Origin of the sequence: Candidatus Pelagibacter communis (assembly GCF_001180105.1) — a bacterium.
Lineage (GTDB): Bacteria > Pseudomonadota > Alphaproteobacteria > Pelagibacterales > Pelagibacteraceae > Pelagibacter > Pelagibacter ubique_K.
On the sequence record NZ_CVSO01000040.1, the window covers coordinates 160,154 to 177,678 of the forward strand.

The window sequence follows — 17,525 nt, forward strand, 5'->3', positions numbered from 1 at the left end:
TATTATATAAATTATTTTGTTAAAATTATGAATGAAAAAAATTCACTTGGACTAGATATTTGTTTTAAAGATGAGGATAACCCAGTAAATCTCTTCAAAGAATGGTTTAAAAAGGCTGAAACTACCGAACCTAATGATCCAAATGCATTATCATTAGCAACAGCTGATAAAACCGGAAGACCTAAAGTGAGAATGGTTCTGTTAAAAGGCTTTAGTGATGATGGTTTTACTTTTTACACAAACTTCAATAGTTCTAAAGGCAAGGATCTTAAAGAAAATCCTAAAGCATCAATGTGTTTTCATTGGAAAAGTCTTTTAAGACAAATAAGGATTTACGGTAATGTTGTTCAAGTTCCTGACAAAGAGGCTGATGAATATTATAATTCAAGAGCATATGGGAGTAGAATAGGAGCCTGGGCCTCAAATCAAAGTGAAGTTTTAGAAAGCAGAAAGTCACTTGATGACTCAATTGAAAAATTCAAAAAAAAGTTTAGTGATGAGAAAAAAGTTCCAAGACCACCTAATTGGTCTGGATGGAGATTGGTACCTGAAGAAATTGAGTTTTGGCGTGATGGAGATAATAGAATTCATGAAAGATTGAAATACGTTAAGAGTAATGGAAAAGGCTGGAAAAGATTTTTATTAAATCCTTAAAAAGATCTTTCAATACTAAAAGATGTCAAATTTTTTAGAATATTTTTTTGTTCAGAACTTTCAAAGATGTTTAAAGAGTTAGATGCTAAAGAAATAAAATGATCAGCTTTTTTGTAACATTGTTTAATAACATCATATTTTTTTATTAAATCTAATGTGTATTTCAAATCGTTTTCAGTCCTTTCTTTCTTGGAAAAAAATTCTTTAACCATATCTCTCTCACCACTTTTACATTGTTGGTTTAAAATTATTATAGGTAAAGTGATTTTACCCTCGTAAAAATCTTTTCCAATTGTTTTTCCAAATTTTTTCAGATCAGAATTATAATCCAATGTATCATCGGCTATCTGAAAAGTTACTCCAAGATTTTTTCCATAAGAAGATAATGCTTCTTTAACCTTTTCATCTTTATTACCCAATATCGCTCCAACCTTACATGCAGCAGAAAATAATGCTGCAGTTTTAGATGTGATAATCTCTAAATATGTTTCTTCAACTGTATCTATTTCTGATTTATGTTGAAGTTGCAAAACTTCACCTTGTGCTATTTTCGCAGATGTCATTGATAATAACTTTAAGACCTCTAAATTTCCGTCTTCAACCATCATTTCAAAACATCTACTTAAAAGATAGTCACCAACTAAAATTGATGCGTGGTTTCCCCAAATTGAGTTTATTGTTTTTTTCCCTCTTCTGATCTCTCCGTTATCGAGAACATCATCGTGCATCAATGTTGCGGCATGAATTAATTCTACACATGCAGCTAGATTTATATCTCGACCACCTTTTAAATACCCACAAAGTTTTGAACTACTTAAAGTCAACATGGCTCTTAATTTTTTCCCACCCGTGTCTAGATTATAGTTAGTCATTTTCTCCACCAAAGACACATCACTTATAAGTCTGTTTTTTATCTTCTCTTCAACTAGAATAATCTTGTCATCGACTGAATTTTTTAAATCGAGATATGCGTTATTAACTTTATTTTTTAATTGAATTACTGAGCCCATTGCTAAGAAACTATTATAATAGAAGATATTTTATACTTATCAATTGACGCACCTAAAACTTCAACTATAAGTAGACTTTATATTAATCTAAAAATTCTATAAGCATACTTCATGTTATCTTTTTTCAAAAAAAAAAAAATCGTCCCCCACATAAGATTAACTGGTGTTATTGGAAACGCTGGAAGATTTAAACAAGGAATTGATTTTGCTGGCCAAGAAGAATTGATAAAAAAAGCATTTTCGATAAAAAAATCTTTAGCCGTTGCAATATCGATAAACTCTCCAGGCGGTTCACCAGTCCAATCTCACTTAATATACGACTTCATTAGAGCTCAGGCTAAAAAAAATAAAAAAAAGGTAATTGTTTTCGCAGAAGATGTTGCTGCTTCAGGAGGTTACTTGATTGCATGTGCTGGAGATGAGATTTATGCTAATTCAAGTTCAATTGTTGGTTCAATTGGCGTTATTTATGCTTCTTTTGGTTTTAAGGATCTTATTCAAAAGGTAGGTGTAGAAAGAAGAGTTTATACTGCAGGAAAAAACAAAAGTACTTTAGACCCTTTTGTGGATGCGAAAGAAGAAGATATTAAAAGATTAAAAAATATTCAACTTGATTTACATAAAGATTTTATAAATGTAGTGGAGACAAGCAGGGGTGCAAAACTTAAAAAAGATAAAGGAATAGAATTATTTTCTGGAGAGTTTTGGTCTGGGTCTAAATCAAAAGAACTTGGCTTAATTGACGGTATAGGAAATGCAAATCAAATTTTAAAAGATAAGTTTGGTGACGATGTAATAATTAAAAAGTTTGAAAAAAGCAAAGGATGGTTGGCAAAAAGAATTTCATCAGAGAATCAAATCGATAAGATAGCAAATGTAATTGAAGAAAGATCTATCTGGCAAAGATATGGCCTCTAAAAAAGAAAATTCAAAAATACAAACCTTCCAAGATACAATTTTTAATTTGCAAAAATTTTGGGCAAAACACGGTTGTGTAATTTTACAACCATATGATATGGAAGTTGGGGCGGGCACATTTCATCCTGCGACTACTTTAAGGTCTCTTGGTCCTAAACCATGGAGATCAGCTTATGTACAACCTTCAAGAAGACCAACTGACGGAAGATATGGAGAAAATCCAAATAGACTTCAACATTATTATCAATTCCAAGTGATTATAAAACCATCGCCAAAAAATATTAAAAAATTATATCTAAGCAGTCTTAATGCCGTTGGAATAAAACATAATGACCATGATATTAGATTTGTTGAAGACGATTGGGAAAGTCCAACACTGGGTGCAGCAGGGTTAGGTTGGGAAGTTTGGTGCGATGGAATGGAAATTACCCAATTTACTTATTTTCAAAAAATGGCTGGGATAGATTGCAAACCTATTTCTGTGGAGCTTACTTATGGTTTAGAACGATTATGTATGTTTACCCAAAAGAAAAAAAATGTATTTGACTTAGTATGGAATGATGAAGGTATCCTTTATAAAGAGGTTTTTTTACAAGCTGAAAAAGAATTTTCATCTTACAATTTTGATTTTGCAAATGTTGAGAACTTATTTAAATTTTTTGATATGCTGGAACAAGAAACCAAATCTTTGTTAGAAAAAAAACTCTCACTTCCTGCTTATGATCAGTGTTTAAAAGCAAGTCATGTTTTTAATATTCTAGATGCCAGAGGAGCGATTAGCGTAGCGCAAAGAGCAGAGTTTATTGCTAGAATTAGAGATTTGACCAAAGGTGTTGGTCAAGTTTGGGTAGATAGCCAAAAATAAAATGTCTGAATTTTTTTTAGAATTATTTAGCGAAGAAATTCCTGCAACTTTACAGAAAACAGCTAGAGAAAATCTACAAAAAAATTTTGAAGATTTTCTGAAAAAAGAGGAAATTAAATTTAAAGATAGTATTTCTGTTCTATCAACTCCAAATAGGTTAGTTGTTTACTGCGAAAACATTTCTCAAAAGATTATAAAACCAGAGGCCGAAATAAGAGGTCCGAGTGTAAATGCGCCTGAGCAAGCGCTAAATGGTTTTATAAAATCCAATAATATAACTAAAGAAGAAACCTTTATTAGAAAAACAGATAAAGGAGAGTTTTATTTTTTTAAAAAGCCCGCTCAAACAGTAGAGACGAAATCTATTTTGCAAAAAAATTTACCAAAAATTCTTGATGAAATCCCTTGGAAAAAATCAATGAGATGGGGTGATCATGATTTGTACTGGGGTAGACCATTAAAATCCATTCTTGCTTGTTTTGACAACAAATTTTTAGAATTTAGTTATCATCATTTAAATTCATCCAATTTTACCTATCTGGATAAAGACTTTGAGGAGAAAACAAGTAAATTTTCAAATTTTAAAACTTACAAGGAATTTTTCAAGAGCAAAGGCATTATATTGGATCATAATAAAAGAGAGGAATTTATTGAAAATCAATTATTAAAAAAAACTAAATTAGACAGGTTGAAGTTAACCCCAAACAAAAAATTATTAACTGAAGTAACAAATATTGTTGAAAAACCCAATATAATTAAATGTACGTTTGACAAAAGATTTTTAAAGATTCCTAAAGAAATATTAGTCACAACTATGGAAGTTCATCAAAAGTATTTCCCAACCTTTGATAATAAAGATAATTTAACGAATGTTTTCTTTGTTGTTGCAGACAATAGTGATACCAAAGGTTTAATTAGATTAGGAAATGAGCGAGTAGTTGAAGCTCGTTTAAATGATGCTCAATTTTTCTGGGATAAAAATAAAACAAAAAATTTAGTCAAAGGAATATCAGATCTAAAAAATGTAAATTATTTTGAAGGATTAGGAACTTACTTTGATAAAACTCAAAGATTAAGAAAGCTTGGATCGCTAATATCTGATGAACTTTTAATTAGTAAAGAAAAAGTTGAAGTGGCATCTTCTATTTGTAAAGTAGATTTAGTTTCTGACTTAGTGGGAGAGTTCCCTGAACTTCAAGGTGTAATGGGTGGCCACTTTGCTAAAGCTCAAGGATTCGATAACGAAACTTGTTTGGCCATTAGTGAACATTACTTACCAACAGGCCCAGAGACAAAGACACCAAAAAAACCTTACTCAGTCACTTTAGCTCTGAGTGATAAAATAGACACCTTAGTTGGTTTTTTTACAATAAATTTAAAACCATCCAGCTCAAAGGATCCATTCGCATTAAGAAGGTCAGCAATTGGTCTTATAAGACTAATAATAGAAAATAAATTAGAGATTAAGTTAAAAGATTTAATAAATTATTCTTGTGTTTTGTTTGGAGAACAAGATATAGATTTTGATATTAAGACTGTTCAACAAGATCTGTTTAATTTTTTTTCTGAGAGGCTTAAATTTTATATGAAAGAAAAAAAAATAAGACCAGATATTATAGAATGCTCAATAAATAGTTATAGCGCAGATCAAATTTATAAAATTTACAACAAGGCATTTATTTTAAATAAATTGATCGATAAAAATATTGGTCAAGATGTAATTTTTTCTTACAAAAGAGCATCCAATATTCTATCAAACGAAATATCTAAAAATAACATTGAACTTGAAAATTCGACTGATCCAGGTCTATTCAAAAATGATTTTGAAAAAAAACTATACAAAAAAATACAAGAAATAAGAAAATATTTTACAAGCCTAGGTAGTCGTGAGGATTGTAAAAAAACTTTAGAGGTTTTAGCTGATGCAAAAACTGATGTTTCTAACTTCTTTGACAATGTAATAGTTAATGATGAAGATGAAGCAATCAAAAAAAATCGTTTGGAACTTGTGCAATTGTTATGTAAAACGTTCAATAATTATTTAAATTTTTCTAATATTGAAAGCGCATAATGAGTAACTTAGTTTTTAACTTTAAATCTAAAAAAATAAAAAAGATTAAGAACCCAAAGTTCATTTTAGGTGGCAAAGGAGCAAATCTAGCTCAAATGGGAAAACTTGGTTTACCCGTGCCTCCCGGATTTACAATATCAACAGGGGTTTGTGAAATATTTTATAAAAACAATAAAAAACTTAATTTAAAGCTTATTAAATCAATTAAACAAGAATTAAAACAAATCGAAAAAGAATGTGGAAAAAAATTTGGCGATTTAGAAAATCCATTGTTAGTTTCAGTAAGGTCAGGTGCAAGAGTTTCAATGCCTGGAATGATGGATACAATTTTAAATTTAGGTTTAAATGATGATACAGTTAAAGCTCTTGCAAAAAAAACATCTAATATGAGATTTGCAAAAGACAGCTATAGAAGATTCATTCAAATGTATTCTAATGTGGTGCTCGGAGTTGAAAGCTATAACTTTGAGGAATTAATTGAAAATTATAAGTTAACAAAAGGTGTTTTGTTAGATACTGATCTAGATGAAAATGACTGGGATGGTCTTATCAAAGACTTTAAAAACGTGGTTAAAGAAAAAACTAAAAAACAATTCCCACAAGATGTTTATGAACAATTGTTTGGAGCTATTTCGGCAGTTTTTTTATCATGGGAAAGTAACAGAGCAAAAGTTTACAGAAAGTTAAATCAAATACCATCCGCATGGGGAACAGCCGTAAACGTTCAATCAATGGTTTTCGGAAATATGGGTAACGATTGTGCAACAGGCGTTGTTTTTACAAGAAATCCATCAAATGGAAAAAATGAAATTTATGGAGAGTATCTTATTAATGCTCAAGGGGAGGATGTTGTAGCTGGCACAAGAACACCAAATTACATAACAAAAAAAGCCAACAAAGATTCAAATTCAAAAGGTAAATCAATGGAAGAAGCTATGCCAAAAGTTTATGTTCAACTAAAAAAAATTCTAAAGCTTTTAGAAAAGTTTTACAAAGATATGCAAGATGTAGAGTTCACAGTTGAAAATTCTAAACTTTGGATGCTTCAGACAAGATCTGGAAAAAGGACTGCAAAATCTGCTGTAAAAATTGCTGTAGACATGGTTAAAGAAAAACTGATAACAAAAAAAGAGGCAGTCTTAAGAGTCGACCCTAACACTTTAGATACACTTCTCCATCCAACATTAGATGAAACAAAAGAAGTAAAAACTATTGCAAAAGGTTTGCCCGCATCCCCAGGTGCAACAAGTGGAAAGGTTGTTTTTTCATCAGATGAAGCAGAAAGATTAAATGGCATGATGCAAGACACTATTCTTGTTCGAGTAGAAACTTCACCAGAAGATATCCACGGTATGCATGCAGCAAAAGGTATTTTAACTGCTCGTGGAGGAATGACGAGTCATGCTGCTGTTGTTGCAAGAGGTATGGGAAGACCATGCGTTTCAGGTTCAAGTGAAATAGATATCAATTATGAGCAAAAAATATTTAGAACCTCTTCAAACGTAGAGGTAAAAGAAGGAGATGTGATTACAATTGATGGATCTACAGGAAGAGTTATTTTAGATAAAGTTCCAACTTTAAAGCCAGAGATCTCAGGTGATTTTTCAAAATTAATGAGTTGGGCTGATAGTTACAGAAAATTAAAAGTAAGAACAAATTCTGAGACCCCTCTTGATACAAAAACAGCAAGAGAATTTGGAGCTGAGGGCATTGGTCTTTGTAGGACTGAGCATATGTTTTTTGACGAGGATAGAATTTTATCTGTAAGAGAAATGATTTTGTCAAAAACTATTGAGGACAGAAATAAGGCTTTGGCAAAATTATTACCTCATCAAAAAAATGACTTTATACAAATTTTTGAAATAATGAGTGGTCTTCCAGTAACAGTTAGATTGCTTGATCCACCTTTACATGAATTCTTACCCAAAAATGATAAAGAAATTGGCGATCTAAGTTCAGTAACAGGTTTAAGCGATAATGAAATAAAGTCAAGAACAGAGGAATTGCATGAACATAATCCAATGCTCGGACACAGAGGATGTAGATTGGGTATTTCTTTTCCAGAAATTTATGAAATGCAATGCAGAGCAATTTTTGAAGCTTTAGTTGAATGCAAAAAGAAGAAACTCAAATCTACAATGCCAGAAATAATGATACCTCTGGTATCAACTGAGGCAGAAATCAAAATAATGAAAGACTTAGTGATCAGAGTCGCTAAAAAAGTTCAAGATGAAAATAATACTAAAATAAGTTTCTTGGTAGGAACCATGATTGAACTGCCAAGAGCAGCAATTAAAGCAAAAGACATTGCAAAACATGCTGAATTTTTTAGTTTCGGTACTAATGATTTAACTCAAACAACTTTTGGCATTAGTAGAGATGACAGTGGAAAATTTTTAAATGATTATATTGAAAATAAGATATTTGATATTGATCCTTTCGTTTCAATAGACGAGGGTGTAGGAGATTTAATTGAGATAGCTACATTAAAAGGCAGAAAACAAAATAAAAAAATTAAACTTGGAATTTGTGGAGAACATGGTGGAGATCCCAAAAGTATAAATTTTTGTTCAAAAACAGGATTAAATTATGTCTCTTGTTCACCCTACAGAGTTCCTGTTGCACGTCTAGCAGCTGCCCAAGCTGAGCTTAAAAAATAAGGAATTTAAATTTCTAGTTTGAAATCCATAGCTGGGGCACTATGGGTAATGCTACCAACTGAAATTCTATCTACGCCTGTTGCAGCAACTGATTTTACATTCTTAAGTGTTATATTTCCAGATGCTTCAGTTTCATAATATTTTTTTGCAAGCTTAACACCTAATTTAAGATTTTTGATATTCATATTGTCAAAAAGGACAGTGTTAAATTTAATTCCCACAATTGATTTAAGCTGTTTTAGATTATCAACTTCGACTGTTATCTTTTTTCCTTTTTTATTCTTAATTGCTTTTAGAACTAAAAATTTTAGATCTGAACTTGCAATATGATTATCTTTAATTAAAAATTCATCACTTAGATTAAATCTATGGTTGGTACCACCACCCAATTTAACTGCATACTTTTGTATTACTCTCAAGTTTGGAATTGTTTTACGAGTGCAACAAATCTTACTTTTCCCTCTAGCTAATTTAACGAATTTATTTGTGTAACTAGCTATACCTGATATATGAGAAAGATAATTGAGCGCTACTCTTTCACAAATTAAAATATTTTTTGAATTACCTTTAATCATAGCAATAATTTGACCCTTTTTAACTTGAGAACCATCTTTTTTTTTAATATGAAATTGGACTTTGTTATCAAAGATTTTAAATGTACTTTTAGCAAACTCTATTCCACCAATTATTCCATTTTGATTTGCAATTATTTTAAATGACTTGACACCACCTTTCTGCATAAGATTTGATGTAATATCTCCATTTGGATATAAATCCTCGTTTAATGCAAGCTTAACGGAATTATTGATAAAACTTTTACTTAAAATTATTTTGGACACAGATATTATCTGCCTATTTCAGCCATTCTCTCCACAGACTTTCTTGCTTTTTCGATTGTTTCATCTGACATTATAATTTCATTTGTTTCATTCTTCAAACAATCTAAAATTTTAGGAAGAGTAATTCTTTTCATGTGAGGGCATAAGTTACATGGTCTTATAAACTTCACATTTGGATTATCAACTTGGACATTGTCGCTCATAGAACACTCTGTTACCATCATGACTTTTTCTGGTTGATTATCTTTAACATATTTTATCATTCCACTTGTTGAACCTGTGAAATCACTTGCATTTATCACATCTGGTGGACACTCAGGATGTGCTATAACTTTTATACCTGGATTATTTTTTCTTATTTCATTAATTTCAGTATCATTAAACTTTTCATGCACTTCACATGTTCCTTTCCATGAAATAATTTCAACATCTGTTTGAGAGGCGACATATTTAGCAAGATAATCATCTGGCAAGAAAATTACTTTTTTAACCCCCAGTGAATTTACAATTTTAACAGCATTTGCTGAAGTACAACAAACATCTGTCTCTGCTTTTACATCTGCTGATGTGTTTACATACGAAACGACAGGCACACCCGGATTTTGCTTTTTAAGTTTTCTTACATCCTCACCAGTTATTGATGAAGATAAAGAACAACCTGCCCTCATATCTGGTAACAATACTTTTTTATTTGGGCTCATAAGTTTTGCAGTCTCGGCCATAAAATGTACTCCACACATCACAATTATATCAGCCTTGGTTTTTGCAGCCTCAACAGCTAAAGCAAGAGAGTCCGCAGAAAAATCAGATATCCCATGATAAATTTCCGGGGTCTGATAGTTATGTGCAAGAATAACCGCGTTCTTTTCTTTTTTTAGTTTATTTATTTCATAAATATAAGGTGCGTGAGTGGACCATTCAATTTCTGGAATAGTCTTCGAAATTTTTTGATAAATTGGCTGAGTTGCTTTTTTTATTTCAGGAGTAAATTCCATAATATAAATGTATCAACTTGAAAGATAATTGTCATTCAATTATTGTGACGCATAAGGCGGCCATGCTGAAATTGGTAGACAGGCACGGTTGAGGGCCGTGTGGACCTAGTCCATGAGAGTTCAAATCTCTCTGGCCGCACCATTTAAATAGCTTTGTTTTTTTTTCTTAAAAACACTAATAATAAACATCCTTTTTTTGAAAAAGATGAATGTTTTGAACCTGGCTTATACGATATAAAATCACCTTTATTGAAAGTTGTATTATCTTCATCAATTAGTTCTCCATCCAAAACAAAAAATTCCTCATAGTTTTGGTGTTTATGTTTTAGGCTTCTAGTACCGGGAGCCATTTTTAGTATGTAACTTCCAACACCAGTATTTTGATTATAAGATATTTTATGCCAACTCATACCTGAAATTGGTTTTCCATAACTGTTAAATGGAGTAAATTTTAATTTAGATGGATTTATTATTTTCCTATTTTTCACTAATTCAGCCAGTTAGGTTTAAATATTTCGATATTTGCTTCTCCACACTTAAATTCTTTATTATATTCAAACTCCTTATCTTTAAATTTGATTAGGGCAAAACTAAATTTATTTGCTATCAAAACTTTACCAATTTCTATGTTATTAGATGTAATTGGGTCATTATTATTTATTGACCCTTTTTTTACTTGAAGCGGTAATAATCTTTTGTTCAATTTATCTTTATTTTTAATACGTGAAGTATTTTCTTGGCCAACATAACAGCCTTTCTTAAAATCAATTGCATTAAGTTCCACAAAGTTACACTCTATTCCAAATAATTTTTCTTGTAATTGGTCCATGTTACTTTGAGGTATACCTAGCTCAAAACTTAATTTGTAATATTCATCAACATTAGAAGATTTAAGTTTCATTTTTTTTAGGGACATGTACAGTTTTTCAAGATTAGCAATTATTCTACCCCCCAATTTTTTATTTCTTGGATCAAGAAGAACATGGTCCTCATTATATTTAGTTGTATACCCCAACTCATCTTTTGCACCTGCTATAGATAAGAATTTTTCATGATTAAAAGCAGCTACCACAAATTCGTTGCTTAGATTTAAAATTTCTACATCTGATCTTAGTTTGTACATAACTAATTTTTTATAAAGCTGATCAACTATTCTTTTTTCACAATCTAATAGGTATCCATCCTTGTGTTTTATTACTATAAAATCAAATAAAAACTTTCCCTGAGGTGAAAGCAAGGAGGCAAAACAACTTTTACTTTCATTTACTTTTTCAATATCATTTGAGATAAGATTTTGTAGAAATTTTTCAGAGTCTGCGCCGCTGATATACAAAATACCCCTATCCTCTAAAATATAAACTTTTTCTGTATTCATAATTGATAAATATATAAATATAATATATCTACTTTTAAAACAATGTTAGATCTGATCATTAAAAACGGCGAATGTTATATTAACGGCAATCTTGAAAAAAAAGATATCGGAATATCTAATAACAAAATTGTTGAGATTGGTGACTTGAAGGATAAATCTAAAGAAACATTTGATGCAAAAGGATTGACCGTTTTGCCCGGGTGTATTGACACTCAAGTTCATTTTAGAGAGCCAGGATCCACTGATGCTGAGGATTTAAATTCAGGAAGTAAAGCAGCTATCATGGGTGGAATAACTTCAGTTTTTGAAATGCCAAATACCAATCCACCTACAACAAATTTTGAAGAGTTTGACAAAAAAATTCAAATAGGAAAAGGAATGTTTTGCAATCACGCATTTTATTTTGGTGCAACAGCTGAAAATTATTCAACACTAGAAAAACTCAAAGATTTAAAAGGATGTTGTGGAATAAAACTTTTTGCAGGATCTTCTACTGGAAATTTATTAGTTGATAAAGAGAAAGATATAGAAAAAGTTTTTGAACATGCTTCCAAAGTAGTTGCTGTGCATTCTGAAGATGAGGAAATATTAAAAGTTAGAAAAAAATTAATAGAGGAGGGCAACGTATTAAGTCACCCTATTTGGAGGAATGAAGAAGTCGCAATGTCTTCTACCCGAAGAATTGTAAAAATTGCAAAAAGATTAAATAAAAAAGCACACATACTTCACATAACCACAAAAGAGGAGGTTGATTTTCTTTCTCAAAATAAAGGATTAATTACTTTTGAAATCACACCTCAACACTTAACTATTTATTCCCCAGATTGTTATAATAAATTAGGAACATATGCACAGATGAATCCGCCAATAAGAGATAAATCGCATTACGATCGTCTTTGGTATGCAGTGAGAAATAATTACAATGATACTATTGGCTCGGACCACGCACCACACTTAAAAACTAATAAAGATAAAAAATATCCTAATTCCCCTTCTGGTATGCCAGGTGTGCAAACAATTCTTCCAGTTATGTTGGATCATGTAAACAATAAAAAATTGAAGTTGGAACAATTAATGAAACTAATGTGTGAAAATCCAGTAAAAATTTTTGGTATTAAAAACAAAGGATTTTTAAAGGAAGATTATGATGCAGATATTACAATTGTTGATTTAAATAAATCAATAAAAATACAAAATAAAGATATTCAGAGTAAATGTGGTTGGTCTCCATTTAATGGTTACAGTTTCAAAGGCTTTCCTGTTGTGACTATAGTAAATGGAAAAATAAAAATGAAAAATGGCAAAATAATTGGAGATCCTGAAGGAAAACCTCTGGAGTTTAATTAAATAATTTTTTACTTAAATTTATACAGTCTGTTCTCAATTCACTTAAAGTATTTTTAATTCCAATCTTTTTCATTAATTTATTGTTATTAAGATAAAAACTTTTATCTTTATTTTCTATTAATTTGATAACTTGAATTTTCTTTTTATTATACCTATTCAACCATTCTACTATATCGTTTAAATAAATTTTTCTTCCAATTGACAAATTAAAAATACCATTAAGATCTTTTTTTATTATCATCTCAAGAAGTTGGCAGAATTTTTTGACAGATATGAAATCTTTAAATCTTTTTTTATTATCAAAAATTATACCCTTTTTGGCGTCCTTATAAAAATAATCAATGAAGGTTTTATGAAGATGATTTTTTTGATTTTCTTTATATCCAATTATATTTGATATTCGTAAAATTAATAACTTTTTTCCAAACACTCTTTTAAGATATTTTTCTGTAATTAGTTTATTTTTTGAATAGTGTGTCTTTGGTAAAAGTTTACTATCTTCTTTAATATTTGCCCCCCCTTTATAAACTTTCCTTGAACTTAAAAAAATATATGTTGTTTCTTTCGAAGTTATCATTTTTGAAATTTCAAAATCATTATCGTATTTTTTTAAGTACCTTTTATTAATATAATTTTTATTTATTGATGTATTAATTACGAAATTGAAATTATTAATTTCTTTTCCAAATTTATTAATATCCTTGAAATGAATAATTTTAGATTTGAATTTTTTGTTTAAATGTTTATGCAGGTTTTTTCCTAAAAAACCTCTCTTACCAATTATCAATATTTTTTTCATTTATTATAAAATTTTACATATTAGATTTGTAATAACAAAGTCAAAATTTTTTTTAAAATTAAGTTTATTATCTTTTGAAAATTTATAAAAATATTCATGAGCTTGTCTTCTTCTTTTCCACCAATTTTTTGAAAACTTTTTGAACTGAGATGAGATGTTGACATCTGTTTTTCTGTAATATGTAAGGTTCTCATTAATTACATCAAATCTTTTTAAGATATATTTGGCGAATATACCAATTCTTAAATCCATCCAAACATCTGTAAATTTATCAAAAGATATTGACACTAATAATTCATCAACAATTTCTTTTCTTATTGTTATACAGCTTGTTGGGTAAATATACGGCCAATAAGTTTTAAAAATTTTTTTTTTACTAGAAACCCTTTTTTGTAAATTATTTTGAACTATTATGGGTAGATCAAAAGATATTTTTTTTGATGTATCATTTTTGAAATAATCTACAACTTTTTCTATCTTTTTTTCATGAAAATAATCATCACTATCTAAAAAAAAAATTAAATCACCACTGCTAAGATTTATTGCATTTTTAAAAGCGTTTAGCTGATTGATAGAACCAAAGTTAGTCTGTTTTTTATTTTTTATAATTTTTACATCAGAATATTTTTGAATGATCTCTAAAGAGTTGTCGGTAGAGTTATCATCGAAGAAAATTATCTCTACATTTTTATAAGTCTGTGATTTTAGAGAATTGATACATTGATCAATGTACTTACCACTATTATAGTTTGCGATTACTACTGATATTTTCAATTTTAAACCTATTACTTATCTTAATCACCTTTTAAGAATATTATTTTTTATTAAATCTTCGGTAATTTCAGTTAAAATTGCTGGATCATCTATAGTTGCAGGCATTTTATAATCTTCTTTGTCAGCAATTTTTCTCACAGTTCCCCTTAAGATTTTTCCTGACCTTGTTTTTGGTAATCTTTTTACAACAATAGCAATTTTAAAAGCAGCAACAGGACCAATTTTATTTCTGACCATTTGAATACATTCTTTTGATATAGTGTCATTATCTTTATCTACACCTGCCTTTAAAGTAAGTAACCCAATTGGCAACTGACCCTTAAGTTTATCAGCAATTCCAATAACAGCACACTCTGCAACAGATTTATGTTCTGATAAAACTTCTTCAATTGCACCTGTTGAAAGTCTATGACCAGCAACATTAATTATGTCATCTGTTCTTGACATGATCCAAATATAACCATCTTCATCAATATGTCCCGCATCGTAAGTCTGATAAAATCCATCATAGTTAGACATATAATTATCTTTGTATCTTTTATCAGCATTCCATAAAGTAGGAAAAGTTCCTGGTGGCAAAGGTAACTTAACTACAATATCACCCATTTCATTAGCTTTTGCTATAGATTGATCTGGCTTAATAATTTTAACATCATATCCGGGTACGGCTTTACAAGCTGAACCATATTTTGTTTTCATCATTTCGATGCCAGTACAATTTGAACTTATCGCCCAGCTTGTTTCAGTCTGCCACCAATGATCGATTACTGGAACCTTAAGTAAATTTTCAGCCCACTTTATTGTATCGGGATCTGCACGTTCCCCAGCTAAAAATAATGATTCAAAAGAGCTTAAATCATATTTTGAAAAAAATTTTCCTTCCGGGTCCTCTTTTTTGATTGCTCTAAAAGCAGTAGGTGCCGTAAATAAAGATTTAATTTTATAGTCTGAAATCATTTTCCAGAATGCACCAGCGTCTGGAGTGCCAACTGGCTTTCCTTCAAACAAAACAGTTGTGCAACCTTTGAATAAAGGAGCATAAACAATGTAAGAATGACCAACGATCCAACCAATATCGCTCGCAGACCACCAAACGTCACCTTCGTCAATGTTATAAATATTTTTCATTGTCCATTTGAGAGCCACAATGTGACCACCTATATCCCTCACAATTCCCTTTGGTACACCGGTGGTACCTGATGTGTAGAGAATATATGCATATTCGTTTGAATTCATCTCTACACAATCAGTGTCTTTTGCGTTTGATAAAGATTCATCCCAGCTAATCTCTTTTGGAGCGTTCAGTTTTACTTCGTGACCTTTTCTTTGAAAGAAAATGACTTTTTCAATTGAGTGTTTGGCAAGTTTTAGCGCTCCATCTACGAGCGGTCTATATTCCACCGTTCTTCCAGGTTCAAAACCGCATGATGCAGTTATTAAAATTTTGGCTTTACTATCATCTATACGACTTGCAAGTTCATTAGAGGCGAATCCTCCGAACACAACCGAATGAATGACACCTATTCTTCCACATGCCAACATAGCAACAACGGCCTCAGGCACCATTGGCATATAAATGATAGCTCTATCACCTTTTTGAAGCCCTTGATTTTTTAAACCTCCTGCAAATTTTGAAACTTTTGACCTTAATTCATTATAAGTAAATTTTGCTTTGTTGCCTGTAATTGGGCTATCGTAAATTAGTGCAGTTTTTTCTCCTAAACCGTTATCAATATGAAAATCTAGAGCATTATAGCAAGTGTTTGTGGTTCCGTCTTCAAACCATTTATAGAATGGCGGATTGGTTTTGTTCAAAATCTTAGTTGGTTTCTTAAACCAGAATATATCCTCTGATATTTCCCTCCAAAATTCCTCGGGTTTTGTTATAGATTGGTTGTAAATTTGCTCAAATTTGTTGCTCATATTAAATGACTCAAAATCCTGTTATTTAAGGCTTTTTCTACGTGTTAGTTGCATTTAATTTCAAAAAGCGAGTAAAATCAACCTAAATTAGTCCTAAATAACTCTTCTAATACCCCTTTATATTTGGTATTAGGACCCAACTTTGATCTAAATTGAATTTAGGTCGTAGTTTAAATTTAAACTAACAAAAAACTAACTAAAGAGGGAGTTTTTTATGAATAAACTAAAACTGTTTGCATTAGCAGCATTAGCTCTAGTGGGCTTTGCTGGTGCGGCAAACGCAGCAGACACTGTTCTGTTAGCTACGGATGACCTTGTAGGAATATCATTTTGGTTAATTTCTATGGGTATGGCTGCAGCAACTGTCTTTTTCTTTATGGAAAGAGGTTCAGTAGCTGGTGGTTGGAAAACATCTATAACAGTTGCAGGTCTAGTAACAGGTGTTGCATTTGTTCACTACATGTACATGAGAGAAGTATGGATCATTACAGGTGACTCACCAACAGTGTACAGATACATTGACTGGTTAATTACAGTACCGTTACAAATGATTGAGTTTTATCTAATATTAGCAGCGATAAGAAAAGTACCTTCAGGAATTTTCTGGAGATTACTAATCGGATCAGTAGTAATGCTAGTAGGTGGATACTTAGGAGAAGCAGGCTACATCAACGCTACACTTGGTTTCGTAATCGGTATGGCTGGATGGATCTACATCTTATATGAAGTATTCTCAGGTGAAGCTGGTAAAGCAGCATCTAAGAGTGGTAACAAAGCACTTGTTACAGCTTTCGGTGCAATGAGAATGATCGTAACAATCGGTTGGGCAATTTACCCATTAGGTTACATTTTTGGTTACCTAACAGGTGGAATTGATGCAGCTTCATTGAACATCATTTATAACTTAGCTGACTTTATTAACAAGATCGCATTCGGTCTAGTTATTTGGGCAGCTGCAGTTTCAAGTACACCAGCGAGAGCTAGATAATAAAAATTATCTTAATTTAAAAATAGGGCGAGTTTAACCACTTGCCCTATTTTTTTTTGTGCTTATATAAAACTAATGGCAAAAATTACTTACATAGAACATAATGGGACTAATCATACAGTAGACGTTCAAAACGGACTAACAGTTATGGAAGGTGCCGTTCAAAACAATATACCAGGAATTGATGCAGATTGTGGAGGAAGCATGGCTTGTGCAACTTGCCATGTTTATGTCAAAGAAGATTGGTTTGATAAGATAAATAAAAAAAACGAAGGTGAAGATGACATGTTAGACCAAGCTTATGAAC

The 17,525-nt window shown here is 30.9% G+C and carries 16 protein-coding genes and 1 tRNA gene; 9 read left to right on the forward strand and 8 right to left on the reverse strand.

Features of this window, described 5'->3' with window-relative positions:
- The first annotated feature begins 27 nt into the window (after positions 1–27).
- Entirely contained in the window at positions 28–654 is a 627-nt protein-coding gene (gene pdxH / locus AMN84_RS03150; RefSeq protein ID WP_075483316.1) for a pyridoxamine 5'-phosphate oxidase, read from the forward strand.
- On the opposite strand, the gene AMN84_RS03155 is transcribed toward pdxH, so the two are convergent.
- Entirely contained in the window at positions 651–1,664 is a 1,014-nt protein-coding gene (locus AMN84_RS03155) for a polyprenyl synthetase family protein (protein WP_075483272.1), read from the reverse strand. The two genes, pdxH and AMN84_RS03155, sit on opposite strands and share 4 nt — an antisense overlap.
- A gap of 111 nt (positions 1,665–1,775) precedes the next feature.
- On the opposite strand from AMN84_RS03155, the gene AMN84_RS03160 reads away from it, so the two are divergent.
- From AMN84_RS03160 to ppdK, 4 genes are read left to right on the forward strand one after another with little or no spacing between them, the layout of a single operon-like run.
- A complete protein-coding gene (locus AMN84_RS03160; protein WP_075483274.1) occupies positions 1,776–2,582 on the forward strand; it encodes a S49 family peptidase in 807 nt (268 codons plus the stop codon).
- Positions 2,572–3,447, forward strand: coding sequence for a glycine--tRNA ligase subunit alpha (locus AMN84_RS03165; protein WP_075483276.1), 876 nt, complete (start codon positions 2,572–2,574; stop codon positions 3,445–3,447). Before AMN84_RS03160 ends, AMN84_RS03165 begins: the two co-directional genes overlap by 11 nt.
- Position 3,448: 1 nt before the next feature.
- Complete coding sequence (gene glyS, locus AMN84_RS03170) at positions 3,449–5,518, forward strand: glycine--tRNA ligase subunit beta (protein WP_075483278.1); 2,070 nt, start codon at positions 3,449–3,451, stop codon at positions 5,516–5,518.
- Positions 5,518–8,178, forward strand: coding sequence for a pyruvate, phosphate dikinase (gene ppdK / locus AMN84_RS03175; RefSeq protein WP_075483280.1), 2,661 nt, complete (start codon positions 5,518–5,520; stop codon positions 8,176–8,178). Before glyS ends, ppdK begins: the two co-directional genes overlap by 1 nt.
- A 5-nt stretch (positions 8,179–8,183) precedes the next feature.
- Here ppdK and nadC read toward each other — a convergent pair whose 3' ends face one another.
- Positions 8,184–9,017 carry a carboxylating nicotinate-nucleotide diphosphorylase gene (nadC, locus tag AMN84_RS03180; protein ID WP_075483282.1) on the reverse strand — a complete coding sequence of 278 codons (834 nt, stop codon included), beginning with the start codon at positions 9,015–9,017 and terminating at the stop codon, positions 8,184–8,186.
- Between the two features lie 5 nt (positions 9,018–9,022).
- Positions 9,023–10,012 carry a quinolinate synthase NadA gene (gene nadA, locus AMN84_RS03185; protein WP_075483284.1) on the reverse strand — a complete coding sequence of 330 codons (990 nt, stop codon included), beginning with the start codon at positions 10,010–10,012 and terminating at the stop codon, positions 9,023–9,025.
- 56 nt (positions 10,013–10,068) lie between these two features.
- Here nadA and AMN84_RS03190 point away from each other — a divergent pair.
- Positions 10,069–10,154 (forward strand) — tRNA-Leu (locus AMN84_RS03190).
- Position 10,155: 1 nt separating this feature from the next.
- On the opposite strand, the gene AMN84_RS03195 is transcribed toward AMN84_RS03190, so the two are convergent.
- Together AMN84_RS03195 and AMN84_RS03200 are read right to left on the reverse strand one after the other, a co-directional pair.
- Positions 10,156–10,500: a cupin domain-containing protein gene (locus AMN84_RS03195; RefSeq protein WP_179850695.1), complete on the reverse strand. Its 345-nt coding sequence runs from the start codon at positions 10,498–10,500 to the stop codon at positions 10,156–10,158.
- Positions 10,500–11,387 (reverse strand): CAF17-like 4Fe-4S cluster assembly/insertion protein YgfZ, encoded by an 888-nt coding sequence (locus tag AMN84_RS03200; protein WP_075483286.1) that lies wholly within the window; start codon positions 11,385–11,387, stop codon positions 10,500–10,502. Before AMN84_RS03200 ends, AMN84_RS03195 begins: the two co-directional genes overlap by 1 nt.
- 42 nt (positions 11,388–11,429) lie before the next feature.
- Between AMN84_RS03200 and AMN84_RS03205 the strand changes: the two genes are divergently transcribed.
- Positions 11,430–12,734 (forward strand): dihydroorotase, encoded by a 1,305-nt coding sequence (locus AMN84_RS03205; RefSeq protein ID WP_075483288.1) that lies wholly within the window; start codon positions 11,430–11,432, stop codon positions 12,732–12,734.
- Here the strand turns inward: AMN84_RS03205 and AMN84_RS03210 are convergent.
- From AMN84_RS03210 to AMN84_RS03220, 3 genes are read right to left on the reverse strand one after another with little or no spacing between them, the layout of a single operon-like run.
- Entirely contained in the window at positions 12,727–13,533 is an 807-nt protein-coding gene (locus tag AMN84_RS03210) for an SDR family oxidoreductase (RefSeq protein WP_075483290.1), read from the reverse strand. The two genes, AMN84_RS03205 and AMN84_RS03210, sit on opposite strands and share 8 nt — an antisense overlap.
- A 3-nt stretch (positions 13,534–13,536) precedes the next feature.
- A complete protein-coding gene (locus AMN84_RS03215; RefSeq protein ID WP_075483292.1) occupies positions 13,537–14,307 on the reverse strand; it encodes a glycosyltransferase family 2 protein in 771 nt (256 codons plus the stop codon).
- Positions 14,308–14,331: 24 nt separating this feature from the next.
- The gene (locus AMN84_RS03220; protein ID WP_075483294.1) at positions 14,332–16,230 is read right to left on the reverse strand and encodes a propionyl-CoA synthetase; all 1,899 of its coding nucleotides are present in this window, start codon (positions 16,228–16,230) and stop codon (positions 14,332–14,334) included.
- A 214-nt stretch (positions 16,231–16,444) separates the two neighbouring features.
- Here AMN84_RS03220 and AMN84_RS03225 point away from each other — a divergent pair, with 214 nt between their 5' ends.
- Both AMN84_RS03225 and AMN84_RS03230 read left to right on the forward strand, forming a co-directional pair.
- Complete coding sequence (locus AMN84_RS03225; protein WP_075483297.1) at positions 16,445–17,218, forward strand: bacteriorhodopsin-like; 774 nt, start codon at positions 16,445–16,447, stop codon at positions 17,216–17,218.
- A 75-nt stretch (positions 17,219–17,293) separates the two neighbouring features.
- A partial coding sequence (locus tag AMN84_RS03230) for a 2Fe-2S iron-sulfur cluster-binding protein (protein ID WP_075483298.1) occupies positions 17,294–17,525 on the forward strand: 232 nt, incomplete at its 3' end.